Annotated in this window: 24 protein-coding genes and 1 pseudogene; 9 read left to right on the top strand and 16 right to left on the bottom strand. The window is 33.8% G+C overall.

The features are described from left to right. Positions 1–21 precede the first annotated feature (21 nt). From sbcC to sosA, 8 genes are all read right to left on the bottom strand, one after another. Positions 22–3,054 (bottom strand): exonuclease subunit SbcC, encoded by a 3,033-nt coding sequence (gene sbcC / locus HMPREF1208_RS03690; protein WP_016425009.1) that lies wholly within the window; start codon positions 3,052–3,054, stop codon positions 22–24. 3 nt (positions 3,055–3,057) lie between these two features. Beyond that, on the bottom strand, positions 3,058–4,176 hold the full coding sequence (sbcD, locus tag HMPREF1208_RS03685; RefSeq protein WP_016425008.1) for an exonuclease subunit SbcD: 1,119 nt from the start codon (positions 4,174–4,176) through the stop codon (positions 3,058–3,060). 364 nt (positions 4,177–4,540) lie between these two features. Further along, positions 4,541–5,008: a CcdC family protein gene (locus HMPREF1208_RS03680; RefSeq protein WP_016425007.1), complete on the bottom strand. Its 468-nt coding sequence runs from the start codon at positions 5,006–5,008 to the stop codon at positions 4,541–4,543. Between the two features lie 163 nt (positions 5,009–5,171). Further along, positions 5,172–5,459, bottom strand: a complete 288-nt coding sequence (locus HMPREF1208_RS03675) for a hypothetical protein (RefSeq protein WP_016425006.1) — start codon at positions 5,457–5,459, stop codon at positions 5,172–5,174. Positions 5,460–5,740: 281 nt separating this feature from the next. Further along, positions 5,741–5,968, bottom strand: a complete 228-nt coding sequence (locus HMPREF1208_RS03670; RefSeq protein WP_014613986.1) for a YneF family protein — start codon at positions 5,966–5,968, stop codon at positions 5,741–5,743. A gap of 148 nt (positions 5,969–6,116) precedes the next feature. Next, complete coding sequence (tkt, locus tag HMPREF1208_RS03665; protein ID WP_016425004.1) at positions 6,117–8,102, bottom strand: transketolase; 1,986 nt, start codon at positions 8,100–8,102, stop codon at positions 6,117–6,119. Positions 8,103–8,213: 111 nt separating this feature from the next. Next, positions 8,214–8,450, bottom strand: a complete 237-nt coding sequence (locus tag HMPREF1208_RS03660) for a DUF896 domain-containing protein (RefSeq protein WP_037559263.1) — start codon at positions 8,448–8,450, stop codon at positions 8,214–8,216. A gap of 388 nt (positions 8,451–8,838) precedes the next feature. Continuing rightward, complete coding sequence (sosA, locus tag HMPREF1208_RS03655) at positions 8,839–9,063, bottom strand: DNA damage-induced cell division inhibitor SosA (RefSeq protein ID WP_016425002.1); 225 nt, start codon at positions 9,061–9,063, stop codon at positions 8,839–8,841. A gap of 144 nt (positions 9,064–9,207) precedes the next feature. On the opposite strand from sosA, the gene lexA reads away from it, so the two are divergent. Next, positions 9,208–9,831 (top strand): transcriptional repressor LexA, encoded by a 624-nt coding sequence (lexA, locus tag HMPREF1208_RS03650; protein WP_016425001.1) that lies wholly within the window; start codon positions 9,208–9,210, stop codon positions 9,829–9,831. 232 nt (positions 9,832–10,063) lie between these two features. On the opposite strand, the gene HMPREF1208_RS03645 is transcribed toward lexA, so the two are convergent. The 3 genes from HMPREF1208_RS03645 to rpsN form a co-directional block, all read right to left on the bottom strand. Further along, entirely contained in the window at positions 10,064–11,080 is a 1,017-nt protein-coding gene (locus HMPREF1208_RS03645; RefSeq protein ID WP_170166963.1) for a CAP-associated domain-containing protein, read from the bottom strand. A 5-nt stretch (positions 11,081–11,085) separates the two neighbouring features. Further along, the gene (guaC, locus tag HMPREF1208_RS03640) at positions 11,086–12,063 is read right to left on the bottom strand and encodes a GMP reductase (RefSeq protein ID WP_016424999.1); all 978 of its coding nucleotides are present in this window, start codon (positions 12,061–12,063) and stop codon (positions 11,086–11,088) included. A gap of 79 nt (positions 12,064–12,142) precedes the next feature. Beyond that, a complete protein-coding gene (rpsN, locus tag HMPREF1208_RS03635) occupies positions 12,143–12,412 on the bottom strand; it encodes a 30S ribosomal protein S14 (protein ID WP_016424998.1) in 270 nt (89 codons plus the stop codon). Positions 12,413–12,585: 173 nt separating this feature from the next. Here rpsN and rpmG point away from each other — a divergent pair, with 173 nt between their 5' ends. The 3 genes from rpmG to HMPREF1208_RS03620 all read left to right on the top strand — a co-directional run bounded on the left by rpmG (position 12,586) and on the right by HMPREF1208_RS03620 (position 15,345). After that, positions 12,586–12,735, top strand: coding sequence for a 50S ribosomal protein L33 (gene rpmG / locus HMPREF1208_RS03630; protein ID WP_014613994.1), 150 nt, complete (start codon positions 12,586–12,588; stop codon positions 12,733–12,735). 610 nt (positions 12,736–13,345) lie between these two features. Continuing rightward, positions 13,346–14,800, top strand: coding sequence for an amino acid permease (locus HMPREF1208_RS03625; protein ID WP_016424997.1), 1,455 nt, complete (start codon positions 13,346–13,348; stop codon positions 14,798–14,800). Positions 14,801–15,030: 230 nt separating this feature from the next. Then, positions 15,031–15,345: a hypothetical protein gene (locus HMPREF1208_RS03620; protein ID WP_016424996.1), complete on the top strand. Its 315-nt coding sequence runs from the start codon at positions 15,031–15,033 to the stop codon at positions 15,343–15,345. 168 nt (positions 15,346–15,513) lie between these two features. On the opposite strand, the gene HMPREF1208_RS03615 is transcribed toward HMPREF1208_RS03620, so the two are convergent. From HMPREF1208_RS03615 to HMPREF1208_RS03600, 4 genes are all read right to left on the bottom strand, one after another. Then, entirely contained in the window at positions 15,514–16,320 is an 807-nt protein-coding gene (locus HMPREF1208_RS03615; RefSeq protein ID WP_016424995.1) for a Cof-type HAD-IIB family hydrolase, read from the bottom strand. A gap of 334 nt (positions 16,321–16,654) precedes the next feature. Next, on the bottom strand, positions 16,655–17,575 hold the full coding sequence (gene thrB / locus HMPREF1208_RS03610; protein WP_016424994.1) for a homoserine kinase: 921 nt from the start codon (positions 17,573–17,575) through the stop codon (positions 16,655–16,657). Then, positions 17,572–18,636, bottom strand: coding sequence for a threonine synthase (gene thrC, locus HMPREF1208_RS03605; protein ID WP_016424993.1), 1,065 nt, complete (start codon positions 18,634–18,636; stop codon positions 17,572–17,574). Before thrC ends, thrB begins: the two co-directional genes overlap by 4 nt. Before the next feature lie 5 nt (positions 18,637–18,641). After that, the gene (locus HMPREF1208_RS03600) at positions 18,642–19,925 is read right to left on the bottom strand and encodes a homoserine dehydrogenase (protein ID WP_016424992.1); all 1,284 of its coding nucleotides are present in this window, start codon (positions 19,923–19,925) and stop codon (positions 18,642–18,644) included. A 191-nt stretch (positions 19,926–20,116) separates the two neighbouring features. Between HMPREF1208_RS03600 and HMPREF1208_RS03595 the strand changes: the two genes are divergently transcribed. After that, entirely contained in the window at positions 20,117–21,469 is a 1,353-nt protein-coding gene (locus HMPREF1208_RS03595; RefSeq protein ID WP_016424991.1) for an aspartate kinase, read from the top strand. A 39-nt stretch (positions 21,470–21,508) separates the two neighbouring features. Here HMPREF1208_RS03595 and HMPREF1208_RS03590 read toward each other — a convergent pair whose 3' ends face one another. After that, complete coding sequence (locus tag HMPREF1208_RS03590) at positions 21,509–22,102, bottom strand: hypothetical protein (RefSeq protein WP_016424990.1); 594 nt, start codon at positions 22,100–22,102, stop codon at positions 21,509–21,511. Between the two features lie 509 nt (positions 22,103–22,611). On the opposite strand from HMPREF1208_RS03590, the gene HMPREF1208_RS03585 reads away from it, so the two are divergent. The 4 genes and pseudogenes from HMPREF1208_RS03585 to HMPREF1208_RS11755 form a co-directional block, all read left to right on the top strand. Next, complete coding sequence (locus tag HMPREF1208_RS03585; protein ID WP_016424989.1) at positions 22,612–22,974, top strand: transcriptional regulator, SarA/Rot family; 363 nt, start codon at positions 22,612–22,614, stop codon at positions 22,972–22,974. A gap of 188 nt (positions 22,975–23,162) precedes the next feature. After that, the gene (locus HMPREF1208_RS03580; protein ID WP_016424988.1) at positions 23,163–24,014 is read left to right on the top strand and encodes a hypothetical protein; all 852 of its coding nucleotides are present in this window, start codon (positions 23,163–23,165) and stop codon (positions 24,012–24,014) included. A 170-nt stretch (positions 24,015–24,184) separates the two neighbouring features. Further along, the gene (locus tag HMPREF1208_RS12030; protein ID WP_016424987.1) at positions 24,185–24,322 is read left to right on the top strand and encodes a hypothetical protein; all 138 of its coding nucleotides are present in this window, start codon (positions 24,185–24,187) and stop codon (positions 24,320–24,322) included. Next, positions 24,295–24,450: pseudogene (locus HMPREF1208_RS11755) on the top strand (transposase); the annotation flags it as partial. The gene HMPREF1208_RS12030 and the pseudogene HMPREF1208_RS11755, both read left to right, overlap by 28 nt. Positions 24,451–24,536 lie beyond the last annotated feature (86 nt).

Genomic DNA, 24,536 nt, shown 5'->3' with positions numbered 1-24,536 from the left:
CCAAAAATATAGGACGTATAATTATTCATTGTAACGTAATAAAGTTGTACTTTGATAATTTTTAGAAACTACATCTAAAATAACAGGGATACGATTTTTTAATTCAGTGACATGAGAAATAATTCCTACTAATCGTCCACTCGATTGAAGTTGAATTAATGTATCTAACGCTGTCTCTAAAGTTTCTTGGTCTAATGTCCCAAAACCTTCGTCAATGAACATCGCATCTAGTGCAATGCCTCCCTGCTCATTTTGTACCACTTCACAAAGACCTAAAGCTAATGCCAGTGACGCTTGAAATGTTTCTCCCCCAGATAATGAGGTAATATGACGTGATTGGTTTGAGTAGTAGTCAAAAACTTCAATTTCTAAACCACTAAACCCTCTTCCTTTTTTCTCATTCCTAATCAACTCATACCGTTGACCTGTCATACTTAACAATCTTTGATTCGCTTTAACGAGAATTTGTTCTAGAAAATGCATCAGTACATAATTTTCTAAAGTTAAATTATGCTCATTTTTTCCATTTAAAATTTCGGCGAGTTGAAAGAGTTCAATTTGTGCTGACAATGTCTGCTTTAAATGTGCTATCTCCCGTTCTATTCGTTGTATCGTCTTCTTATTTTGATCTACTTGAAAAGCAAATTCATTCAACTGCTTTTGCACAGACTCATATTGTAATTGTGTTTCTTGTTGCTCTTTTTTCAAAATATCTATATCATGCGGTTCAATAGTTAAAATTTGTGTCGTAACATCTTGAAGTTTAAATTGAAGTGCTTGTATTTCATGATGAAATTGCTCCACTTCAGACGCATAGTCAGATTTGTTTTCACTTTCGTTTGAAATGGTCATTAATGTCGTCTCATCCGCAATATCTAATTGCTTCATTGCTGTTTTCAATTCTTCGTCGAGTCGATTTAGTTGTATTGTAACATCATCAATTTGTTGTGCTATAAGACGCAGATCATAGTGATGATTTTTCACTTTATTTTGTGTATTTTCTAATTGTTGTGTTAACGCTACTTTTTGCGCTTCAAAGTCTTGAACTTCCGCATCAATTTGCTCAAATGCCTTTTGAAACTTCACAATATCATCATATCCTGTTATTTGTTGAAAACTTCCTAACTGTTCTTGAATGTGTTGTTGTTCTTTTTCTAAAAGTTGCTTTTGACTCATATTTTCATCCAACACTTTATTGATACGTTCAACTTGTTGTTGTAATGCTTCAATCCGTTTATTTTCACGATCAACGGCTTCTATATCATTTTTAACATTTAAAAGTTGTGCTTCATTTTCATTTAATAAATTTTTATCAAATTGAACGTCTCCAATTTCATTTATTCTTTCCTTTGTATGCGTAATATCTGCTTCGCAATGAATTTTTTGCTCAGTGAGTTCTCGAATTTGAATTTCAATTTTCGCATTTTCACTTTGCAATGATTTAATGGCCTCAATCTCCGGACCATGATCGACATGTGAAACGTGTTGCCCACACACAGGACAAGGTTCGTCAACTTGTAAAACTGTTCTTAAAGTAACAACCGCTTTTTCATGATCGAGTAAGTGTTGATCTTGACTTGAAATCGTATGCAATTGTGCGCGCTGTGCCTCAATTTTATGCGTTAAATTTTCATATTGTTTGTTGAGTTGTTGAAGACTTTCTTCATGCTTTAGCTTGAGTTGCATGCGCTTTTCAGATTCAATAAGTGACGTATGCTGTTCAGTGAGCCTCATTTGCATATTTTGTAACTGTGATTTTTTCTCATAATCCGGTTTTTTCTCAATATCCACTTCACTAATTTGTTGTAATTCATTTTTAGCTTTATCCATTTCTTCTACGAGTTGCTGATGTTGTGCGTTGATTTGTTGGTCACGCTGTTGCTTTTGTTTTAACTGTTCGACTTGTTGAAAATAATGTCTCGTATTTTGGATAAATTGTGATTGTTGAGCTATCCGTTCTTGTTGAGCTAAATGTTTTTCAAGCAATGTTGCATCTTGTGTTTCTAGTTCTTTCAATGCATCAAATTCTGATGTTAAAGTAGACTGCTTACTTTTTTTGGAATTCAGTGTTTTTTCGTATTCAAGCTTATTTTGATACGTTTTGATAGCCACTTGGCTTTCAGTTATCAATTTTAATTTCTTTTCTAGCTCCGTAATTCGGGGTTGTTGTTCATTTAACTGATTTAATTTGTGTTCTAAGTCCGCTTTTTGTTGTTTTAATTGTTGACGTGATTCTTCACGTGCAACCGCTTCATTTATCTTTTTCATAGCGGCTTCACTTTTGCTTTTCTCCACTGCCGTTTCGTCGACCTGTTGTTGTCCTATACGTTGAAACATCGGTAATGCATCAAGAATCAATTCATATTGTTCACTTTTCAATTGTTTTTCTGCTACTAATTCAGCGTCATCTAATGTATACATTTCATCCCAGCTGCTTTGGATTTTTGTATAGATTTGATTAATTTCATTCTTCATATTTTTAGTTTTATCTACCAATTCATTTTTAAGAATGTCATACAATTGCGTATTAAAAAGCGTTCTCAAAATCGCCTGCTTATCTGTGCTATTTGAAACTAAAAAGGATTTAAATTCGCCTTGAGGCAAGATAAATAACTGTCTAAATTGATCTTGTTTAAGCTTTAAAAGATTTAAAATAAATTGGTCTCCGGCTTGAATTGTACTTTCAACCAGCTCAAAAACGTCACCATTTAAATGGTAAACTTCAAGTTTAGGTTTTGTCTCATTTTTATTTCCTGGTTTCAAAAATGAAGCTTCTCGAACGACCTTATAACGACCGCCGTTGATTTCAAATTCAAAGGTAACCGTTAATGGTTCCTTAGGTTGCGCAAAGTGACTTCTCAAATGTTTCACTTCTCGTTTTTCAGTAGACGCACGTCCATATAGCGCATAGACCATTCCATCAAATATCATCGTCTTACCTGAACCTGTTTTTCCGCTAATTAAGAAGAGTTGATTCGATTGTATATTTGAAAAATCAATGGTTTCATCTAAAAAAGGCCCAAAATTTTTAAGATGGAGGCGTATCGGTTTCATCTTTTATTCCTCCCCTTCTATTTTTTCTAACAATGCCAATACATTTTCTTTTTGCAATTCCGATAACTTTTCAGTAGTCATTTCACTATAAAACTTCTCCACGATATCTATTGGATGCATTTTTTTAACATCTTTTAAAGCTTTAGATTGATATTGGGAAGTCTGTACTTGTTGTGTTAGTGATAAAGTGTTGGGATAAATTTGCTTTAACTTTTGCATTGGATCTTTTACATGACTGAGTTGTTCAACAATAAAGTGAAAATAACTTTCGTCACTTTTACGCTCAAATTCACCATTCATTAAATCATCAAATTTTGCTTCGACTACTTCTAATTCGTGTTTAGGTTTCAAAGGGACAAAAGACTGTTTTATTCCATGAGACTGTACGTCAAATATTCGAATCCCTTTTGCTTGTCCAGCTTCCGAAAAGGAATATTGCAAAATTGACCCACTATAGACGATATGCTTAAATGGCGTCGCAAATGGATGATGTATATGCCCTAACATCACAGCATCAAAATCATTTAAAAATTGGGGTGAGACCGCTTCAATTGTACCTACAGTAATTTCACGTTCAGAGTCACTTTTAGGTGCACCATTTAAAGTGAAATGTCCCACTAAAATATTCGTCATATTTTGGTCTAAATGTGGTTGAATACGTGCAATCAATTTCTTAACCGCTTGCTCATATGTTTCAATCGGTTCATTCAGAAATTCACGCGCTTCTGATACAGTAAAAAACGGCATAGTGTAGAGTGCAACATCCTCAAATATGTATGGCGTTAAACACTGCTCTAATTCTGTAGCAATGTACAATTGATTGTGCTGAAACCATGAAGCTCCATAACGTAGACGCTCTTTACCATCATGGTTGCCATTAATCATAACAATAGGAATTCGTAAATCTAGATTTATCTTTGCGATAGTATTTTCCATTAGTCTAATTACATACTTATTTGGATACGTTGTATCATAGATATCACCAGCTATAACGAGCAAATCAGGTTTTTCTTTTATAAGCACTTCTATCAATTGATCCACAATATACTGTTGATCTTCCAAAAATGAATGGCCATTTAATACTTTTCCTAAATGCCAATCCGCTGTATGTATTATTTTCATATTGATCACCTCAGAACAAACGTTCGTTATTATTGTATAGGTGTTTTTATTGGAATTCAAGCGCCCATTTCAAATCTATCATTTCATCATTTAATGATAATATCAATGCCTCGCTTTAACTCAATAAACCTAAAAAAAGAATGAGATTGAAACCAAGAGATTTCATTATCCCACTCCAGCATATTGATTATGATTAAAAAAATGGATTGAGGCTGAAACACTCAACTCAATCCAAGACGGTTAATTTATAAATATCAGCGATTCAACAATGTATGAATATATCGCCAAGCTGCAAGCATTTTTTATTAAAACAAACGACACGTACAACACATAAATGAAACATTACATTTTAATAATATGCTCTTTATTGTACAAGTTGATGCTTAATTTTGCGATAGCGACGTAACATCGCAAGGCGCCATGGCAATAACATACTAAAAGCTAATAAAAAGAACATACCTGCTAACTCACCCGGATCAATATTACTGCCTATAAATACTTTTAATACTGTTCTTACCAATAGAAGCGTGATGAGCACAAGCGGGAAAGCTTTAGATTTTTTTAAAAAGATTTGGCTCCCTTTTGTTTCAAAGTGTGATGTCATAATGAGTACACTCGAAAAAATCACACCTAATACAACTGACTCTAAAATTTCAAAATTAGAAAGTCTAAAATAGGGAACAACGTACATCAATGCACCTGTTGCCATAAAAAAAGGAGGTAAAAGAATTTTCTTTTCATTCACTGGATATTTTTGCGCTTTCATTCTAATTACAATGACCGCTGCCCCCATGACAAATGCAATAAGAATCGATAATACTAAATACGTCAATGTTGCTCCTCCTCATTTCTCATTCGATACTCAATAGTATATCACATGACATTTAAATTCGTTAATTTTCTTACTTCGACGTATTATTTAAGATTTTACATCTAATAATGTGTTTTTTCATAACTCATGTTATACGCACGTCTATCAATGTCTTTTATTGAAACTACTGACTTATCTTATAATAATATATATAAAAAGAGAGCATTAATAATAAACTAACCACTAACAAAATAAGACCTATAAAAAGATGTGTTTCGATTAAAGCAATTACTAATATAAGACTTAAACTAGTCAACCATAACATTACTATAAACAAATAAATCAATTTAGTTTTTAAATGTGCAGGCACCTTTTGCGCATCAATTGAAGCGATAATATTCACATCTTTTGTTATCCCAAAATAAATAGTCACAATCGTTGATATAACAATAATGAGTATGATACTAATCATGTATGTCATACCTCCTCTTATCCATTATAACAAACGAAACCACAATTATATTACGTTTATTTTTAATTTTTTTCTATATGAATAAACTGGACGTACTTTGACATAACATAGACCCTACCTCTTTCAGTTAATAGAGTGGAAGTCACTTGTCTTAAAATTAATACCAAGTAAGGTATAGCCATACGCTTAAAGCCCTTCTTTATTTTAACCTAAAAAAATAGCAAAGTTGAGTACGATTTTTATTACCGTACTTCTCTTTGCTATTATCAACATCATGGATATTACATTTTTTTGTCCATGTTTTTATTCATCATTGTCATCATTTGATTAATCTTCTTTTGAGATGGTTTTTGTCCCATTTGCATCATCATCATGCGCAACATTTCTTCATTAATAGGTGGGTTCTTTTTTAAATAGTCCATCATATATTTACGTGCTAAGAAAAAGCCCCCCACTAATCCACCGATAAGTGCAATAACAATTAATAAAATTGCTAACCATGTAGCCATAGTTTCACCCACTTTCTGTATCCTTTTGCATTTTACTAAAATTATGTATTCTTTTCAAGATATGAAAGCAAACTTATATGAATAACTAAAAGAAAAGCCAAGCTCAATTTTGAACAAATCAAGCTCGACTTTTGAATGCGATCATCAATTATAATTTTTCAATTTCAGATAATATGTTTTCTTTTGTAAAACCATATTTTTCGACAACTAAGTCGCCAGGGGCACTTGCGCCATAACGATCAATACCTACAACAAGACCGTGCATACCTACATATTTATGCCAACCAAGTGATGATGCCATTTCAACAGCAACACGTTTTTCCACGTGTGGTAATAAAATTTCGTCTTGGTACGCTTTTGATTGTGCTTCAAATGCATTCCAGTTTGGCATTGATACAACACGAACACCTTTACCTTGTTCTTCAAGTGCTTTTGCAACTTCAACTGTTAAACTTACTTCAGAACCAGAAGCTAATAAAACATACTCAGGCGCTTTTTCAGTTTCATAAACGACATATGCACCTTTTCTAACGCCTTCTTCTACAACAGATTCTTCTACATCTAACACTGGTAAACCTTGACGTGTTAATACTAAAGCAGTTGGGATACCGTTTGATTCAACAGCAACTTTCCATGCAACACGTGTTTCATTACCATCAGCTGGACGAATCACGTTAAGATTTGGAATGGCTCTTAAGCCTGCCAATTGTTCGATTGGTTCATGTGTAGGACCATCTTCACCAACAGCGATTGAATCGTGTGTAAACACAAATGTAGAACGAAGTCCCATTATTGCTGCTAAACGTAAAGCAGGTTTTAAATAGTCACTAAATACAAAGAATGTTGCACCGTATGGATGTAAACCACCATGTGCAGCCATACCATTAACGGCAGCAGCCATCGCAAATTCACGCACACCGAACCATACGTTTTTACCTTCGCCATTTTCAGCTGAGAAGTCTGTTTCTTCTTTTACATTTGATTTATTTGAAGATGCTAAGTCAGCAGAACCACCAAATAATGTTGGAACAGCTTTACTTAATGCTTGAATTACATCTCCTGAGTCTGCACGTGAAGCACCTTTATGACCTAATTCGAATTTTGGAAGTTCAGCTTCATAACCTTCAGGTAAACGGCCTTCTAAAGCATCTTTAAACTCTTTGTATAATTCAGGATATTGTTGACTGTATGCTTCAACTTTTTTATGCCATTCATCTTCATTTTCATTGGCACGTTTAATCATTGTTGAATTGAAGATTTCATAAACTTCGTCGTCAACATGGAAATATTTAGAACTATCTAATTGATAGTTTTCAAATGTAAGCTTACGTTCTTCTTCACCTAAAGGTGCACCATGAACTGAATTACTATTTGATTTGTTTGGTGAACCTTCACCAATAATCGTTTTAACTTCAATGATTGTCGGACCATTTTGTTGTTTAGCTTCAGAAATGGCTTTGTCGATAGCCTCTACGTCATTACCATCTTTAACAAGAATATGGTTCCAACCATACGCCTCAAAACGTTTTTTAATATCTTCAGAAAATGATTTATTTGTCTCACCATCTAAAGAAATGTTGTTAGAATCATAAAGTGTAATGAGTTTGTCTAGTTTTAAATGTCCTGCTAATGATGCTGCTTCATGAGAAATACCTTCCATTAAATCTCCGTCAGAAGCTAAAACATACGTATAGTGGTTGACTACTTCGATGTCTTTATTAAATTTAGCTGCTAAATGTTTCTCAGCCATTGCCATACCTACAGACATTGCAAAACCTTGACCTAGTGGACCAGTTGTAATTTCTACACCTTTAGTATGGTGATATTCTGGATGTCCTGGTGTTTTAGAACCCCATTGTCTGAATTGTTTAAGCTCTTCTAATTCTAAGCTTCCTGAAACATGGAGTAAGCTGTACAATAATGCTGAACCATGACCCGCTGATAAAATGAAACGGTCTCTGTTAAAATATTCATTTGAATTAGGGTTGAAATTCAAATGACGTGTCCATAAAGTATAAGCCATAGGTGCTGCACCCATTGGTAATCCAGGGTGTCCTGAATTTGCTTTTTCAATGGCGTCAATACTTAAACCACGTAATGTATTAATCGCAAGTTGATCTTTTGTTTCTGTCATATTATTACTTCCTTCCTTTCGAATGCTCATCATATTTTCATTATAACCGAAATGGTAGTATAAAGCCTAATAAATCAGCATGCCAATCAGCAAATATAAACTAATTTTAGATTAGTTACGTAAATGATTTTTCTTTTGGATTTCTTTAAGTTTTTCAGGTGTAACATCATTACCTTCTGGATCAATCACTTTAGTGTTCTCAATTTGGCTTTTGAAGCTACTTCTGAACATTTCTAAATATTCACTTCTCAATTGTGATTGCTCTTTTGCTTCACTTTCTGTTAAACCCTCTTGCTTTTTCTTATTAGCTAATTCATTGATTCGATTCAATTTTTCTTGAGTAAACATCATCAATTCCCTCCGTCATTTTCTTTTCAAAAATATAACAGATATAGTGGATAAAACCAAACACTTGGACTTATATTACAATTTAAGCGGAATAGCGTCCGTTTTATAGTCAAATCTTTCTTATCTTGTGAAAAAATAGGCATATAGAAAGGTACAATTTATTAAAAAATTAAAATAGCTAATTCAAAAGAAGGTTGTCTTTTTCTTTTATAGACTTTATCAATAGTTCGTCTACCAGTCTAACTGACCTCGAGCATATTTTGACTCGAGGTTCAAATGAGACTGAAAACTTCGATGTGTCATAATATATGGGATGTCTAATTGGAAAAGAAATGGAAGTAAAAATGGAGGTTAAAAGTATTTCGTACGCAGAAAAAGTTGATTTTGATTAACGACCAAGTGTTGTCGCAATGGCTGGCTGATTCGTATCGATGTGTTCGTGTTTTTGAACTTTTTCTGTTTGGTTTGTTTTCAATTGATGATCTGTCATTTCGTACGTTTGTTCTGTATGGCTACTATCGCTTGCTAATACAAAGAATGTAAAGAAAAGTAGTATAGATATGATAAATACCGCTAAGAACAGGTATATTTCTGAAATTTTAACATGAATCATTGCTATCACTCCTAGAACGTTTGTTTGTATTAATACTCTAACAGAACAAATGTTCTATGTCAACATCAAAACGAACAAACGTTTGTGATTATTTCATCAATATGTTATACTAATTTCAAACCAAGCGAAGAAGGAGTGTGCGAAATGAGAGAGCTCACAAAGAGACAAAGCGAAATATTTGAATTTATAAAGCATGTCGTGCAAACAAAAGGGTATCCACCGAGTGTTCGAGAAATCGGTGAAGCAGTTGGTTTAGCTTCAAGTTCAACTGTGCACGGTCATTTATCTAGATTAGAAGAAAAAGGGTATATTAGACGAGACCCCACTAAGCCTCGTGCCATAGAAATTGTGAATGAACTCATGGGAGAACCTGTGAATATGGAAGAAACGATCTATGTGCCTGTCATTGGTAAGGTTACTGCAGGGACACCTATTTCTGCTATTGAGAACGTTGAAGAATACTACCCATTACCAGAACATTTCACTTCAACACATAACGGCCAAATATTCATCCTAAATGTTATAGGAGAGAGTATGATTGAAGCTGGTATATTAGACGGAGATAAAGTTATCGTTAGAAGCCAATCTATCGCTGAAAATGGTGACATCATTGTAGCTATGACTGATGAAGACGAGGCTACAGTAAAAAGATTTTATAAAGAAAAAAATAGATACCGTCTTCAACCAGAAAACAGTAGTTTAGAACCTATTTATTTAGATAATGTCACTGTACTCGGAAAAGTGATTGGCTTATTCAGAGAAATGTAAAAATGACATTTGATCACTCCTTCTAAAAAAAGCAAGCGACTTAATGAAGCACATTCATTAGTCGCTCGCTTTATTTTTTTATTTTTTATTGAGTAATTTTTTAATACGATCTAAAATATCTTCCGATTGATTTAAAGGAGGTTGATTTTGTTGATTAATTTCTTTTCTCCAAATCATATTCACTGTTAATCACTTCCAAAGAAGCTATTCCCCTTTATCTCAGCATCAAACATTAACCGATATAGTTTTCTGTGAAAAATGGTTGACGGTCTGAATTAAAATCAACACCAATACCTATTGTTTTCACACTTCTATTCAATATATTTTTACGATGTCCTTTAGAATTCATAAGTCCATGATGGGCATATATAGGACTCGTTTGACCATATGCTAAGTTTTCTGCAGCAACTTGATATTGATGTCCATCAGCTTTAATACGATCAAATGGTGTTTTACCGCTTAAATCATTATGATCAAAGTAATGATTTTTTGCCATATCAGTACTATGCTTTCTTGCTGTTTGCGCAAGAGAATCAGAATAAGCTAATGGTTTTAAGCCTTTTTGAACTCTTGTAGCATTTAACAAGACATAATCACCTTTTTCAAAACTATCACTCAAATATTTTGAAGGGGCAGCGTACTGCGCATTTAATTTATTCTCCATCGTATGACTGATTTGCATCAATCCCATGAGTCGATTGTTGTCATATTTATCATAGAAAGCAGTTGTGTAGATGCCATTTTTATCAAAAATATCATAATCTTGTTGCTCTTTTTTATAAATCGTATGACCTTTTTTAATTTCCTCTACAGGTGTTCCGAGTTTATCACGGACAAAATCTTTAGGGCTTCCATATTTAATCCCATTTTTAGAAGTAATCATATTTTGATTCGTATACAACCCGTGTACTTTATCATTGATAAAACTGACCATGACAAATTCGTTAAAATCATGATGGTAGACATACCAACGTGTACCATATTCGTTTCCTATTTTGGATACTGGTTGCCCAAGTTTTGCTTCAACTTGCTTTTTAGTCATATTCATTTGAATATTCCTCATCGCAAAAACTTGCTGTTCTGGCGTTTTTAACGTCGTTTCATTTGTTTCACCATCGACAAATTGATCAATTTTTTCATTCGCTGGCTTCACAAAATCAGATATTACCGTACTCGGTTGAATGGGGACAAAAAGAATGATTAACAATCCTATAAGAAAAAACAAAAGGAATTTACGGATGATCAACAGCTCCTTTAATCTCTGTCACCATTAAAAATAGAATTACGAACGATGACGTAGTCTACCTTTCTGAGCGCATCAATGTCTTTGCCACCTGCATATGAAATCGAACTTTGTAAGTCTTCTTTCATTTCAGTGAGGGTATCTTTTAATGCACCTTTATGTTCGACAAACATTTTTTTACCCTCAACATTTTTACGTTCACCTTTTTGAAATTCTGATGCACTACCGAAGTATTCCTTGTAAGTTTTACCATCTATTTCAACCGTTTCTCCTGGTGATTCTTCATGGGCAGCAAATAATGACCCTATCATTACCATTGAAGCACCAAAACGGATTGATTTTGCGATATCACCATGTGTTCGAATACCACCGTCTGCAATAATCGGTTTACGCGCCGCTTTACTACAGTGATTCACCGCTGCCAGTTGCCATCCACCGGTACCAAAACCAGTTTTAATTTTAGTGATACACACGCGACCTGGACCGATACCTACTTTTGTAGCATCTGCACCCGCATTTTCAAGTTCTCTTACGCCTTCAGGGGTACCCACATTCCCTGCGATAACAAATACATTCGGTAATTGTTTTTTAATATGCTGAATCATTTCAATAACTTGATCTGAATGACCGTGTGCAATATCGATTGTAATATACTCAGGAGAAAGACCTTCTGCTTTTAATTGATTGATAAAATCAAATTCACCTTGTTTTACACCTACTGAAATTGATGCAAAGTAGCCTTTTTCATGCATTCTTTTAACGAATGGTAAACGTGCTGCTTCGTCAAATCTATGCATAATATAGAAGTAATCATTTTGAGCAAACCACTCTGCCAATGATTCATTCATCACGGTTTGCATATTTGCTGGGACAACAGGTAATTTAAAACGCTTCGGTCCAAATTGAATGGAAGTATCGATTTCTGAACGACTTTTAACTACACTTTTATTAGGGATGAGTTGTATATCTTCATAATCAAAAATTTTCATAAAAAAAGCCCCTTTATATATTTATTCCTATGATAATATACTATCTTTAGGAAACAAAGTAAATAAAGGGAGATCGGTTTTACCAGCTTGATTTTTTAACACCAGGGATTTGTCCTTTGTGTGCATGTTCTCTAAATGCGATACGAGACATTTCAAATTTACGCATAACACCACGAGGACGACCTGTAACTTTACATCTACGAGTTAAACGTGTAGGTGATGCGTCTCTAGGTAATTTTTTAAGACCTTCATAGTCACCTTTTGCTTTTAATTCTCTTCTAATTTCAGCATATTTAGCGACCATTTCTTCTCTTTTTTTCTCTTTAGCTATTTTAGACTTCTTAGCCATTTATATGAACAACTCCTTTGAATCGTAATTATTACGTTTTACATCATAGCACATTCTTTTCCCTATTCGCAAGCCTTTAAAATATAAAAAAGTAAAAAAGAGTTGGCAAAAATGGAGTGACATGCTAAAATATTAAATCGTAATAGTTTCAATTTGAAAAGGAGGTCCTACCCATGCGCGTAAACGTTACTTTAGCATGTACTGAATGTGGTGATCGTAACTATATCACAACTAAAAACAAACGAACTAATCCTGAGCGTATTGAAATGATGAAATACTGCCCAAGATTAAACAAACATACTTTACACAGAGAAACTAAATAATCGTAGTGCTTATATCATAACACTACGATTATAAAGTATAAAAGAAAATGAATCTATCATTTCTTTAACTTAAATCACAAGTGTCATTGCCTTGTCATATTTTCGAGGCAATTAGACATTCATTGAGGATTTTTATATTTAAACGATTTGATTATTAATTTTGAGTTGAATTATTTATGTCCTAGGCTCTTTTAACAGTAGAGCAGGATACCTATCTTTTATTTAAAATACGACACCAGTCAAATTACGTCACACACGCGAATACGTAATTTGACTTTTTTATGTGTTTTAAAGCTCAATGAAGTCAATTGAGTCACTTCAAACTCTCTTCAGTATATATTTATTATGTTATACATACCATGTTAAATTTTGAGTCTACTCCTCTTTTATTTAGCCCACTGAACGAAATGTTTGCTTACTATTTTAATTACTTAGAAGCAAAATTGAATCGTAGCCTTAAACGCCATCCAGGCTATTTGGCATATTCCACTCTTAATGAATATGCTTAAAAACCTTATTTTTATCACTTTAAAGTCTTAAATTTCTATTGAAACTATACTACTTTAGAAGTAAAATAAATGAAAATCTAAATTATGAGGAGAAATTGTTTATGGCAGAAAAGAATTTGAGTAGAACCCTCCAATCAAGGCATATCACAATGATTGCCATTGGGGGTGCTATCGGAACAGGATTGTTTGTAGCAACCGGTGGCGTTATCGCACAAGCTGGCCCAGGTGGTGCCATACTCGCATACATGATTATAGGTATTATGTTGTACTTTTTAATGTCATCTATCGGGGAAATGGCTACATTTTATCCAGTGTCAGGTGCATTTAGTAGTTATGCAACACGTTTCGTTGATCCGTCACTTGGTTTCACGATGGGATGGCTTTATTGGACTATCTGGTCGTTGGTTACAAGTGTAGATGTCATCGTCGCATCTAATGTGATTAGTTATTGGGATACCTTTCATTTCTTCTCACCTCTTGTTTGGAGTCTGCTTTTTCTAACATTACTATTCTTAGTTAATGTATTCACTGTAAAAGCCTTTGGAGAAGCTGAGTTTTGGCTCTCATTAATCAAAGTCATTACAATTATTATTTTCATAATACTCGGTATTTTAATGATTTTTGGTATTCTAGGTGGGCATTACTATGGTCTTAAAAACTTTACGATTGGAGAAGCACCGTTCGTAGGCGGCATTTCAGGATTTTTAAGCGTGCTGTTAATTGCTGGATTTTCAGTTGGTGGTACTGAAGTTGTGGCGGTAACTGCAGGGGAATCTGATAATCCAAGAGAATCTATGCCTAAGGCGATTAAACAAGTGTTCTGGAGAATTTTACTGTTTTATATATTATCCATCGCTGTTATTTCAGCCATTTTAGCTTATACTGATCCGACATTACTTAACGAGAGTGGATCCATTGCACAAAGCCCATTTACGATTGTATTCGACAAAGTAGGTATTGCATTTGCTGCTTCTGTTATTAATGCGGTCATTTTAACTTCATTACTTTCAGCAGCTAATTCTGGTGTCTTTACTACAAGTCGTATGCTTTATTCATTAAGTCAACATGGGCAAGCGCCTCAATTTTTAGGTAAAATTCATCATCGCTCAAAATTACCTTTAAATGCTTTATTTACAACTTTTATTTTTATTGCGATTGTTACGCTCTATGCCAATTACAATCCAAAAAGCGTCATTGGGTTGCTAAATATTATTGGTGCACTGGTCACATTTGTATGGGGCTCAAGTTTAATTGCACAAATCCGAATGAGACGTGCAATTAAGAAACAAAATAAAGATATTGATCAACTACTTGCGTATAAAGCACCGTTCTTCCCTGTGGGACCGATTATCGTTATTGCAATCTTGTTGTTCTTAATATTTGGTAGTTCAGCAGAAGCTATTGTTCATTTTGAAGTTTCTAAATTACTTCAAAGCTTTTTACCTATTATTGTGCTAATTGTTGTTTATTTCGTACACAAAGCAATCAATAAAACAAAAGTGATTCCTCTTGAAGAAATAGATTTAAGTGAACATGAGTCCTATCGCGAATCATAAATATCACTTTAATCACTTTCTTGAATTACACCCTATACTCGATGACTATTTTCAGTAGTCATCGTGCACTATCATGGAGTGAGACGTACAAAGTCACGCTCCATGTTTCTTTTTATCCCCCATCATTTTTAACTTGCCTATATTGATGTGAAAACCTATTTATCTCCCATTTACTATAAATCGTTAAATAATGTATAATTAAGTTAATAAATTGTAAAGGTGGTTATTGTATGGTCGGTCAAACAAACCTTTTCGATGATGTTTTAAAGCCGGATGAACGTTTTGTCATCGTCGTTCAAGCTTTAGAAAATAAAAATGGGCAATTAGCAAAACGTACGTTAAGAGAATATAGTAGCTTAACCCATGATCAGATGAACAATTTATTTCAACATTTAAAAGAACTATATTTAGACTCTGAGTTTGAAGCGAATCAATCTGCATTCACAATTACAGTCTATACGAACTTAGACTATACTGCAGATCAAGTGTATGCCCATATTAAACGTCATCGTGGCAAACACGAATGGACACATACTGCAAAATAGCATCATCTATTTGTTCCATAAAAAACAACACAAGTCATAATGATAACAGTTGAATTTCACTTTATAATCCATTTTATCGTTATCTAAAGACTTGTGTTGCTTTTTAAATTTTTATATGCGAACAGTGTACGGCTTTAATCTATTTTATTTCACGAGTCCGAGTGCTGCTTATTTGTTTATAAGTTGTTCTAACGCGTATGGAATTCCATCTTCATCATTACTTTTGGTTACCATATCTGCTTGTTCTTTTACTTCATCAGATGCATTATCCATTGCAACTGCAGTCCCAGCAGTTTTAAACATTTCTAAATCATTGGCGCTATCACCAAAAGCTACAATATAATTTACATCAATATCCAATCGCTCCGCTAACGCTTCAATGGCTGCACCTTTTGAAACGCTTTTTCTCATGAATTCTAGGAAAAATGGTTTACTTGTAGTCATGTCGATAGCTTCATTAAATTCGTTTCCGAATTGTTTAGTAATTTTTTCAATGTTTTCTTCAAAGTCAACACCCATTACTTTCGGAACTGATTTTTGAATGTAACTTTTCAAATCATCTACTTTTTCCATTTCTAAACCAGTCAATTCAGATTCTCGATTCATGTATTCATGTTCACCATCAAAGATAATCTTGCCGTGATCATACGTAAGAACAAATAAATCATGTTCTCGACAAAAATCTACAATTTTATCAAATTCTTCCTTCTCAATATCTTTTTTTGATACAACCTTATCAGCAGCTAAATCAGTTGTTTGAGCACCGTTATAGCTCATTATATAACTGCCATACTGATCCATTTTAAGTTCTTTTGCTGTCGGTAACATCCCTTCAGTCGGACGACCTGAAGCTAAAGCAAGTTTATAACCTTCATTTTGTAGATCAAGCAAATAAGATTTTGTTTTTTCTGAAAGATGGTTTTCAGAAGTCATTAATGTATCATCCATATCCATTACAATTAATTCAATTTTCATCTAACAATCTCCTTTCAACTTGTTTATATCTTACAATAGTCTTCCGAACATATACAATCAAACCGATTGGTAAATAACAAATAAAGTCCTTTTATAGTGCACTAATGAATCAACACAGATAAAAAAGAAGAGTGAGACAGAAATCAATTCGGATTCGTCCCACCCTTCCACGGCAAAGATGACTAAGAATGTACAAACTTTCATACAAAAACATACGTAAAGAGTACATCTATGCACCTTTTATTTAAAGCCCACATTAGACTAAATGTATAATATTTCAGTGTCAAGTTTCCATCTTATTTGATATGTAAATCAAACGCGACACGGTACCTGTTTAATAATGATGAATGACGTCGCTCACCACACCTGTTGTATTTACAGTTGCTAACTCTGAATGACAACTTTTAACTTCTTTGCGTAATGCGCGCACAAGCGGACCGCTGTTTTCTTTTTTTACCATCGTTAAAATGGTTGGCCCCGCTCCTGATAAAACAGTGGCATAAGCATGATAACGATGAGCAATTGTTTTAATTTGATCAAAATCTTGAATAAGATGTTGACGAAACGGTTCGTGCAAGCCATCTTGTTCCATCATTTGACCTGCGAGAACATAATTATGCTGAATTAGCGCACTTATCATGGTATTGCTAATAGCGCTATATTTCACCGCTTCTTTATGCGTCAGTGTCTCTGGCAATACTTTTCGTGCTGTTGTTGTCGCTAACTCATAGCTTGGTATTGTAACGATAAAATCAACATCTGGTACATCAATATGTGCAACACTTGTGACATGTGTTTCTTCATTATGATAGCCCACTACTAATCCGCCATAAATCGTCGGTGCGACATTATCAGGATGACCTTCAATATTAGTGGCAAGTTGTAAAAGCTCGTACTTGGATAACTCTATATCACCAAAATAATTGGCGATGTATAAAGCAGCAACAAGTGCAGATGCCGAAGAGCCAAGACCTCGCGCTAGAGGAATGTCACTAAACATTCTTATTTCTAAAGCAGGTAAGGTCACTTGATACTTATTGGCCACTTTTTGAGCAATCTGATACATATAATGCCCCTCATCTTCAGGTAAACCGACCAAATGCGGGCCTTCATGAACAAATCTCCATTTTTCACCTGAAATGATTTGCGCCTCGATGTATAAAAACTTGTTCAATGCCATACCAATTGAATCAAAGCCACAACCCAGATTCGCTGTCGATGCGGGAACTTTTAAGCTCAAATTATTTTTTGTCATTGTAACGCATCCTTAATATATTGAATAATACTTTCCTTATTATTTGGTAATGCTTGAATTGGATTCTCTAATAAACCAATCGCAGTGTCTGGATCTTTTAAACCATTTCCTGTTAATACCGCAACAACACGTTGTCCTGGTTTGAGTCGACCTTGACGATGTAATTTAATCAGACCTGCAATAGACGCATTACTTGCTGGCTCACTAAAAATACCTTCTTTAGACGTCATCAATTGATAAGCTTCTAAAATTTCTTCATCTGTGACAGCATCAATAAGTCCTTGTGACTCATCAATAGCCTGTACTGCTTTCTCCCAACTTGCAGGATTACCAATACGAATCGCCGTTGCGATAGTCTCTGGATTTTTCACGACTTTGTTTTGCACAATTGGCGAAGCGCCTTCTGCTTGAAAGCCAAACATCTGTGGTAATCCAGATTGATTTGCATCATGATAAGTTTTAAATCCTTTCCAATATGCAGTAATATTGCCTGCATTACCGACTGGTATCGCTAAAACATCGGGTGCTTGTCCATCAAGTTGGTCGACAATTTCAAATGCACCTGTTTTTTGACCTTCAATTCGGTATGGATTGACAGAGTTTACTAATTCAATTTCACCGTCTTGCGCTACTTCTTTTACGATTTCTAAAGCTTCATCAAAATTTCCTTCAATAGAAACAATTTCTGCACCATACATCACAGCTTGTGATAATTTACCCAATGCGATTTTACCTTCCGGAATAACTACAATCGCTTTTAAACCTGCTCTTGCAGCATAAGCAGCTGCCGAAGCAGATGTATTGCCTGTTGATGCGCAAATCACAATTTTACGCCCTTGTTCCTTAGCTTTAGTGACTGCCATCACCATACCTCTATCTTTAAATGAACCTGTAGGATTGGCACCTTCATATTTGACGTAGAGTTCGATACCTAACATTTCAGAAATTGTATCGCAATAAATTAAAGGCGTATGCCCTTCATTTAATGTCACTTTAGGTGTATCATCTGTGACTGGTAAAAATGATTGATATTCTTCAACAAGACCTTTCCATAATTTCATGCTTATCAAACTCCTTCAACTGGATATACTTTTTGTACGTGATAGCCTTCTTCTGATTCGACGTAAGTTGTTGGATGATGATCAACACCTACAACAACCACTGCTACACTATGAGGCGATAACGGTTCAATTTGAAGAGACTTATGAAAAGGTAGCTTGCTTTTCAATGTCGCTTCGACTTGTTTTTGTGAAACTTCAGGTGTATTAACCACTAAATAATAACTTTCCTTTTCTTTTATCGTTACTGTTTCGCCATCATCCATCATTTCTTTTGTTTTATCGGTTTTTAATTCAAAATGCGGTGGTAATGTATGAAGATCAGACTCAAATTGGAGTGCAACATTTAATAAGTCACTCACGACTGCTGAGCCTGTCGCTAAACTGCCGGCACCTTTCCCATAAAACATAGTTTCTCCTACAGCGTCTCCGATAACATATATCGCATTGTATTCATTTTCAACCGCTGCAAGTTGGTGTGAATGCGCAATTAAAGTCGGTTTCACGGATGCTTCCACTTTACCGCTGACATAGGCACCCTTACCGATAAGTTTAATCTTGTATCCTAATGCTTTTGCTGCATCTATATCGTGGGTCGTTACACCACTAATCCCTTCTGTTTCAACATCTTTTAAATTAATTACTTGGTTAAATGATAAATAGGAAGTAATAACGACTTTACGCGCTGCATCGATACCTTCAACATCATCTGTTGGATCGGCTTCTGCAAATCCTAAATCTTGTGCTTCTTTTAAAGCATCTTCGTAAGGTGTGCCTTCTTCTGTCATTTTAGTCAAAATAAAATTCGAAGTACCATTAAAGACACCCATGAATTTACTGATATTATTCGCATTCAATCCATTGTTTATTGCATTGACAATCGGTATACCCCCAGCTACACTCGCTTCATATTTAAGCGCCACTGCATTTTCTTGTGCTAGGTCTTCTAAAACACGTAAGTGAACAGCCAACAAATCTTTATTCGCCGTAATGACATGTTTCTTTTGAGTCAATGCTGCTTTTAACCAGTCCACAGTCGGCTCAATCCCACCCATCACTTCAATAATAATATCAACATCATTGTCATTTAAAATGTCATTGATGTCCTCGGTTAAGTGATATCGAGAAATGTTCAATGGACGTTTTTTTGATGTGTCTCGGACCAAAATATGTTTGATGTGGATATCTTTTTGAATTGTATCTTTAATTTGTTGATGGTTCTCTTCAATGATTTTTACGACACCTGAACCGACAGTACCTAATCCTAATAACGCAACATTGAGTTGTTTCATCTAAATCCCTCCGCTTAAATTCTCTCAAAAATTATTCAAGTACAGTTGAAATATATGTAAATATGGTTTAGTATAAATTCATTCACAAAGTTTGTAAAGTTCTAAAAATTTAGAAATATACCTTTATATTACCATTAGTCTTTAACAAACTAAATAGGCAAAGCATCATTAAAGAAAGGTTGTCAAAATTTATGAAAGTATCAAAATTTGGGGGGAGTTCAGTAGCGTCTGCTGAACAAATCAAAAAAGTTTTAAACATTGTAAACAGTGACAATGATAGACGCATCGTTGTTGTTTCTGCACCTGGTAAACGAAATGATGATGATATCAAGACAACCGATCTTCTCATTAGGTTGTATGAAAAAGTAGTTAATGGGCTGGATTATATACATAAAAAAGAAGAAATATTAACACGTTTTCAAGATATTATTGATGGGCTCTCACTGAAAACAGATGTCCTAAACGAAATCGATCAAACATTAGAACACCATATTTCTACATTAAAAGATCAGCCTGCACGTTTATTAGATGCGCTGAAATCTTCAGGAGAAAATTTTAATGCTCAAATTATTGCTGCATATAATAATGAACAAGGGATTCCAACGACGTATTTGTCACCGAAAGAAGCGGGTATTATTGTGACAGATGATCCGGGTAATGCTCAAATTCTCGAATCAAGTTACGACCAAATCAACCAACTTCAAAGCTACGATAAAAAAATCATTATCCCTGGCTTTTTTGGCTATTCTGAAACAAATCATATTGTGACATTCCCTCGTGGCGGCTCAGATATTACTGGTGCCATTGTAGCTCGAGGTGTTAAAGCTGATTTGTATGAAAACTTCACAGATGTTTCAGGGATTTATCGGGCAAATCCAAAAGTGATTTCTAAACCAGAAATTATTAGCGAAATTACTTATCGTGAAATGCGTGAGTTATCTTACGCTGGATTTAGTGTCTTTCATGATGAAGCATTACAACCTCTTTATCGTTACCGTATACCTGTTGTTATTAAAAATACAAATCGACCTGATGATCCGGGGACTTATATTGTACATGATCGAGAAATTGATCGAAAAAATGTCGTAACCGGTATCAGTTGTGATAAAAACTTTACGAGCATTAACATTAAAAAGTATTTAATGAACAGACAAGTGGGCTTCACCGTGAATATTCTTGATATTTTGGCTAAACATCATATTTCATTTGACCACATGCCGTCTGGAATCGATAATATTAGTATTATCATGCGCTCAGCACAACTCGCTGGAAAAGAACAAAAAGTATTAGAAGAAATCCGTCAACGCTGCGAAATTGACGAATTAAGTGTTGAAAATGATTTGGCTATTTTAATGGTTGTCGGTGAAGGAATGAGTGCAGCGGTAGGCACAGCAAATAAAATTACTGACGCACTCGCACAGGCCAATATCAACTTAAAAATGATTAATCAAGGTTCATCTGAAATCTCAATGATGTTTGGTATATCTACTAAAGATGCCGACGACGCAGTCAAAGCGTGCTACCAACATTGTTATCTAAAATAAGTAAAGAAGAAGTACTTATCCTCCCTCTCTAATGAGATGTTAGTGATAAGTACTTCTTTCTGTAAGTAACTTTCTTAATAAATCTTCGCCTACTGCCACTTTTAACGTAATAAACTGATAATAACTCATGCGATCTATTAAGTGGCGACAATATTGAACTTGTTTTTGACTCACAGGTTCATGTAATAAATACATCAAAACTATTTCAGGTTTTATATAATCCACATTCCATTTTAACGAATGATAATATATTTGTTTTTCAGGAATTCTAATATTATTATTTAATCGGAACATCCACTCTTCATTATCTACATCATAAATAATTATATTGAGTAATAATATTTCATTTTCATAAATTTCTACAGATGCGATTTGATGTAGACGATGCTTCTCACAATTCACCATTTTCCCATATTTATCCAAACCCTTAATTCGATAATTCTGAGGAATCGCACTTAAAACGGTCAACAAATCCATTCTGTTGACGCATATTTCTATCCCATCTTCCAAACATAACTGATCATTTAAAAATAAATTAGTCGCTGCTTCTCCGTGAAATTTAAAATCATTGGGAACACGTTCAATTAATGTGTACATCAATTGATTGACATGGCATTTTTGATTTCCTTCCATCAATTCGCACCTCCTTAGAAAACGCTTACACATGACAGTAATTATACAAGATAAGTTTTCACTTATCAATCAACTTGCGTTAAAAAAACATTTGTTACTACATTTGTCACAATTATTTTGATATTTTTTTATTAAGTATAATAATTATAATCTTTAGGCAATGCAAATCCATTATTAAATTATAATACTAGTAATAGTTGTTTAGTTTCAGAAAATTTAATAACAAAAATCTTTAATATTCATACTTTTACGTTGAATTATATATTATTTCATTGTAAGCTATTAAATATATCACTCCTACATTTGAACAATAACTATTTCGGTTTAAAAATAATTGAATTCCTATTTAATAACAGTTAAAATTTTACATGTATGGATTGGATATTTTGTGTACTTTTAAATGACATAAACAGTTTTTTTGAATTTCCTTAAGAATATTCTTTTAAAACTATAAAAATTTTAATATAATATGACTTAGGGTATTAAGAATTTAGAAAAGGAGTGAAATTATGAATAACCATTTTAAAATGGAAACTGAAGCTATCTTCTTTTATGAATCAAATAGAAAGAAAATTATCAGTGAATTAAAAAAGCAACATGGTCTCAAGTTGAATGACATCTTGTTTTTATATCACTTAAAAACGACAAATAGCCGCCGTATTTCTTTGCACAAAGTCAAACAATCGATTGACTTCAGTTTAATGGAGATACATAAATCTTTAACGGCGTTGACTGAAAAAGACATCATTGGTAAAGAACGTTCTACAGAAGATGAAAGAAAAGTGTTTATTACTATTGATGACAAACAAGCTAAGACGATGAATCAATTATTAGATGATTTTAACCAAATCCAAAAAGAAGTGCTTCAATAGGCCTTCTACCCCAACAAAATGACCGTACGATATAACAGATATCATTCTCCGTGGTATCTGTCTTTTTATTATTCAAAAATATTTTCACTTTATACATGCATGAAATTAGACATTCATTTAAAATTAACATAAGATAAATATTAACTTATATCTCATTACAACAAGGTTATGAAAGGAGGATAAATGCCATGTCAATTATGATTTGGGTTATCATATCTGCCTTATTTATTATTGTCTTGCTCAGTTTATTGCGTGTTAAATTTTATCAAAACAAATTAGAAGTTGAACTTTATACAAAGAGTCAGCTGTTAAATAAAATATCTAAAATGAAGCAAGAAAAATATCAATTCCAAACTAAAGAAAAAGATTCAAGTGAATATCATCTCGACTTGCGCCGTGCCAAACAGACATTAACTGAAGATTTGGATGCACTTGTTGATGATGAGAAAATCCGTCATTATCGTATATTTACTACAAGTCAAATTGCACCTAAGAATACGATATATCCTTTTATTTCGCAGTTTGATATTCTTGTAGTCACAAATATTGGTTTAATTCTATTGAATCTTAAAGCTTTAAAAGCGAAAACATTCTATCACTTTGAAGGACGCTTACCTTTAAAAGATGAAAGTGACATTCATCAAATTGTAGGGCATTACATTGCCTACCAATATCACAACCAATTTCAATCAGAATTAAGAACACACTATACATTTAGTGAAAACATTCATGAGAATGAAGTGACGTATCAATTTAACAAATATGATTCATATGAAATGGCTGAGAAAGCAACACAAAATCTGCAAATGCATTTTGAATCCTTAGTAGATGTGCCGGTTTCTACAATTGGCGTGATCTACTGCGCGAAACAAAATGGAGAACGTATTGATGGTGATGCAACACCATATAGTCAAGTTTATACTTGTGAAAACAACCAAGATTTCCAAAATGCATTACAACAATTTGTTGCTACAACACATACTAACCTTTCAGATGCATCATATGAACAAGTGATTAACAATATTGAACATAAAAATTAAATTCTGAATTTTAGTGTATCCAATATGCAAGTGCATTAAATAAGGTTGTATATTTTTTAACGGTTGGTGAAATATTCACTGACCGTTATTTTAATTTTTGATATCAAAAAAGCACAAATATCTCTATAATTGTAAGTGCCTAAACAAACCATTAAGGAGATATTGTGCCTATGTATAATGATATATCAGAAATGCTTGGAATTAAAGTCAAAAATTTAAAAATCACTCAAAATCTAGGATTACATGTACATAAAAACGTAAAGGCATTATTATACGAAGGCCAATTGAGGGCATTAATAATAAAATAAAACTGATTAAACGGGTTTCTTATGGCTATAGAAATTTCTGGAATTTTAGGAATAGAATCTTAATCATTTCCAAGGTATTTCTAAGTGAATATAAAAAACGCATTAAACAACAAAATAACGTTGCTTAATGCGTTATCGTCTCGCCAACCGATGTTGACTAAGAACCTAAAATTACAGAGTACTAAAACAGACCATTTAACAGAAAACCTCATGA

The sequence above is a fragment of the Staphylococcus sp. HGB0015 genome (assembly GCF_000411275.1).
In the GTDB taxonomy this organism is placed as follows: Bacteria; Bacillota; Bacilli; order Staphylococcales; family Staphylococcaceae; genus Staphylococcus; species Staphylococcus schleiferi.
The sequence above is the reverse complement of the archived record's forward strand: the minus strand, read 5'-3'. Positions and strand labels throughout refer to the sequence as shown.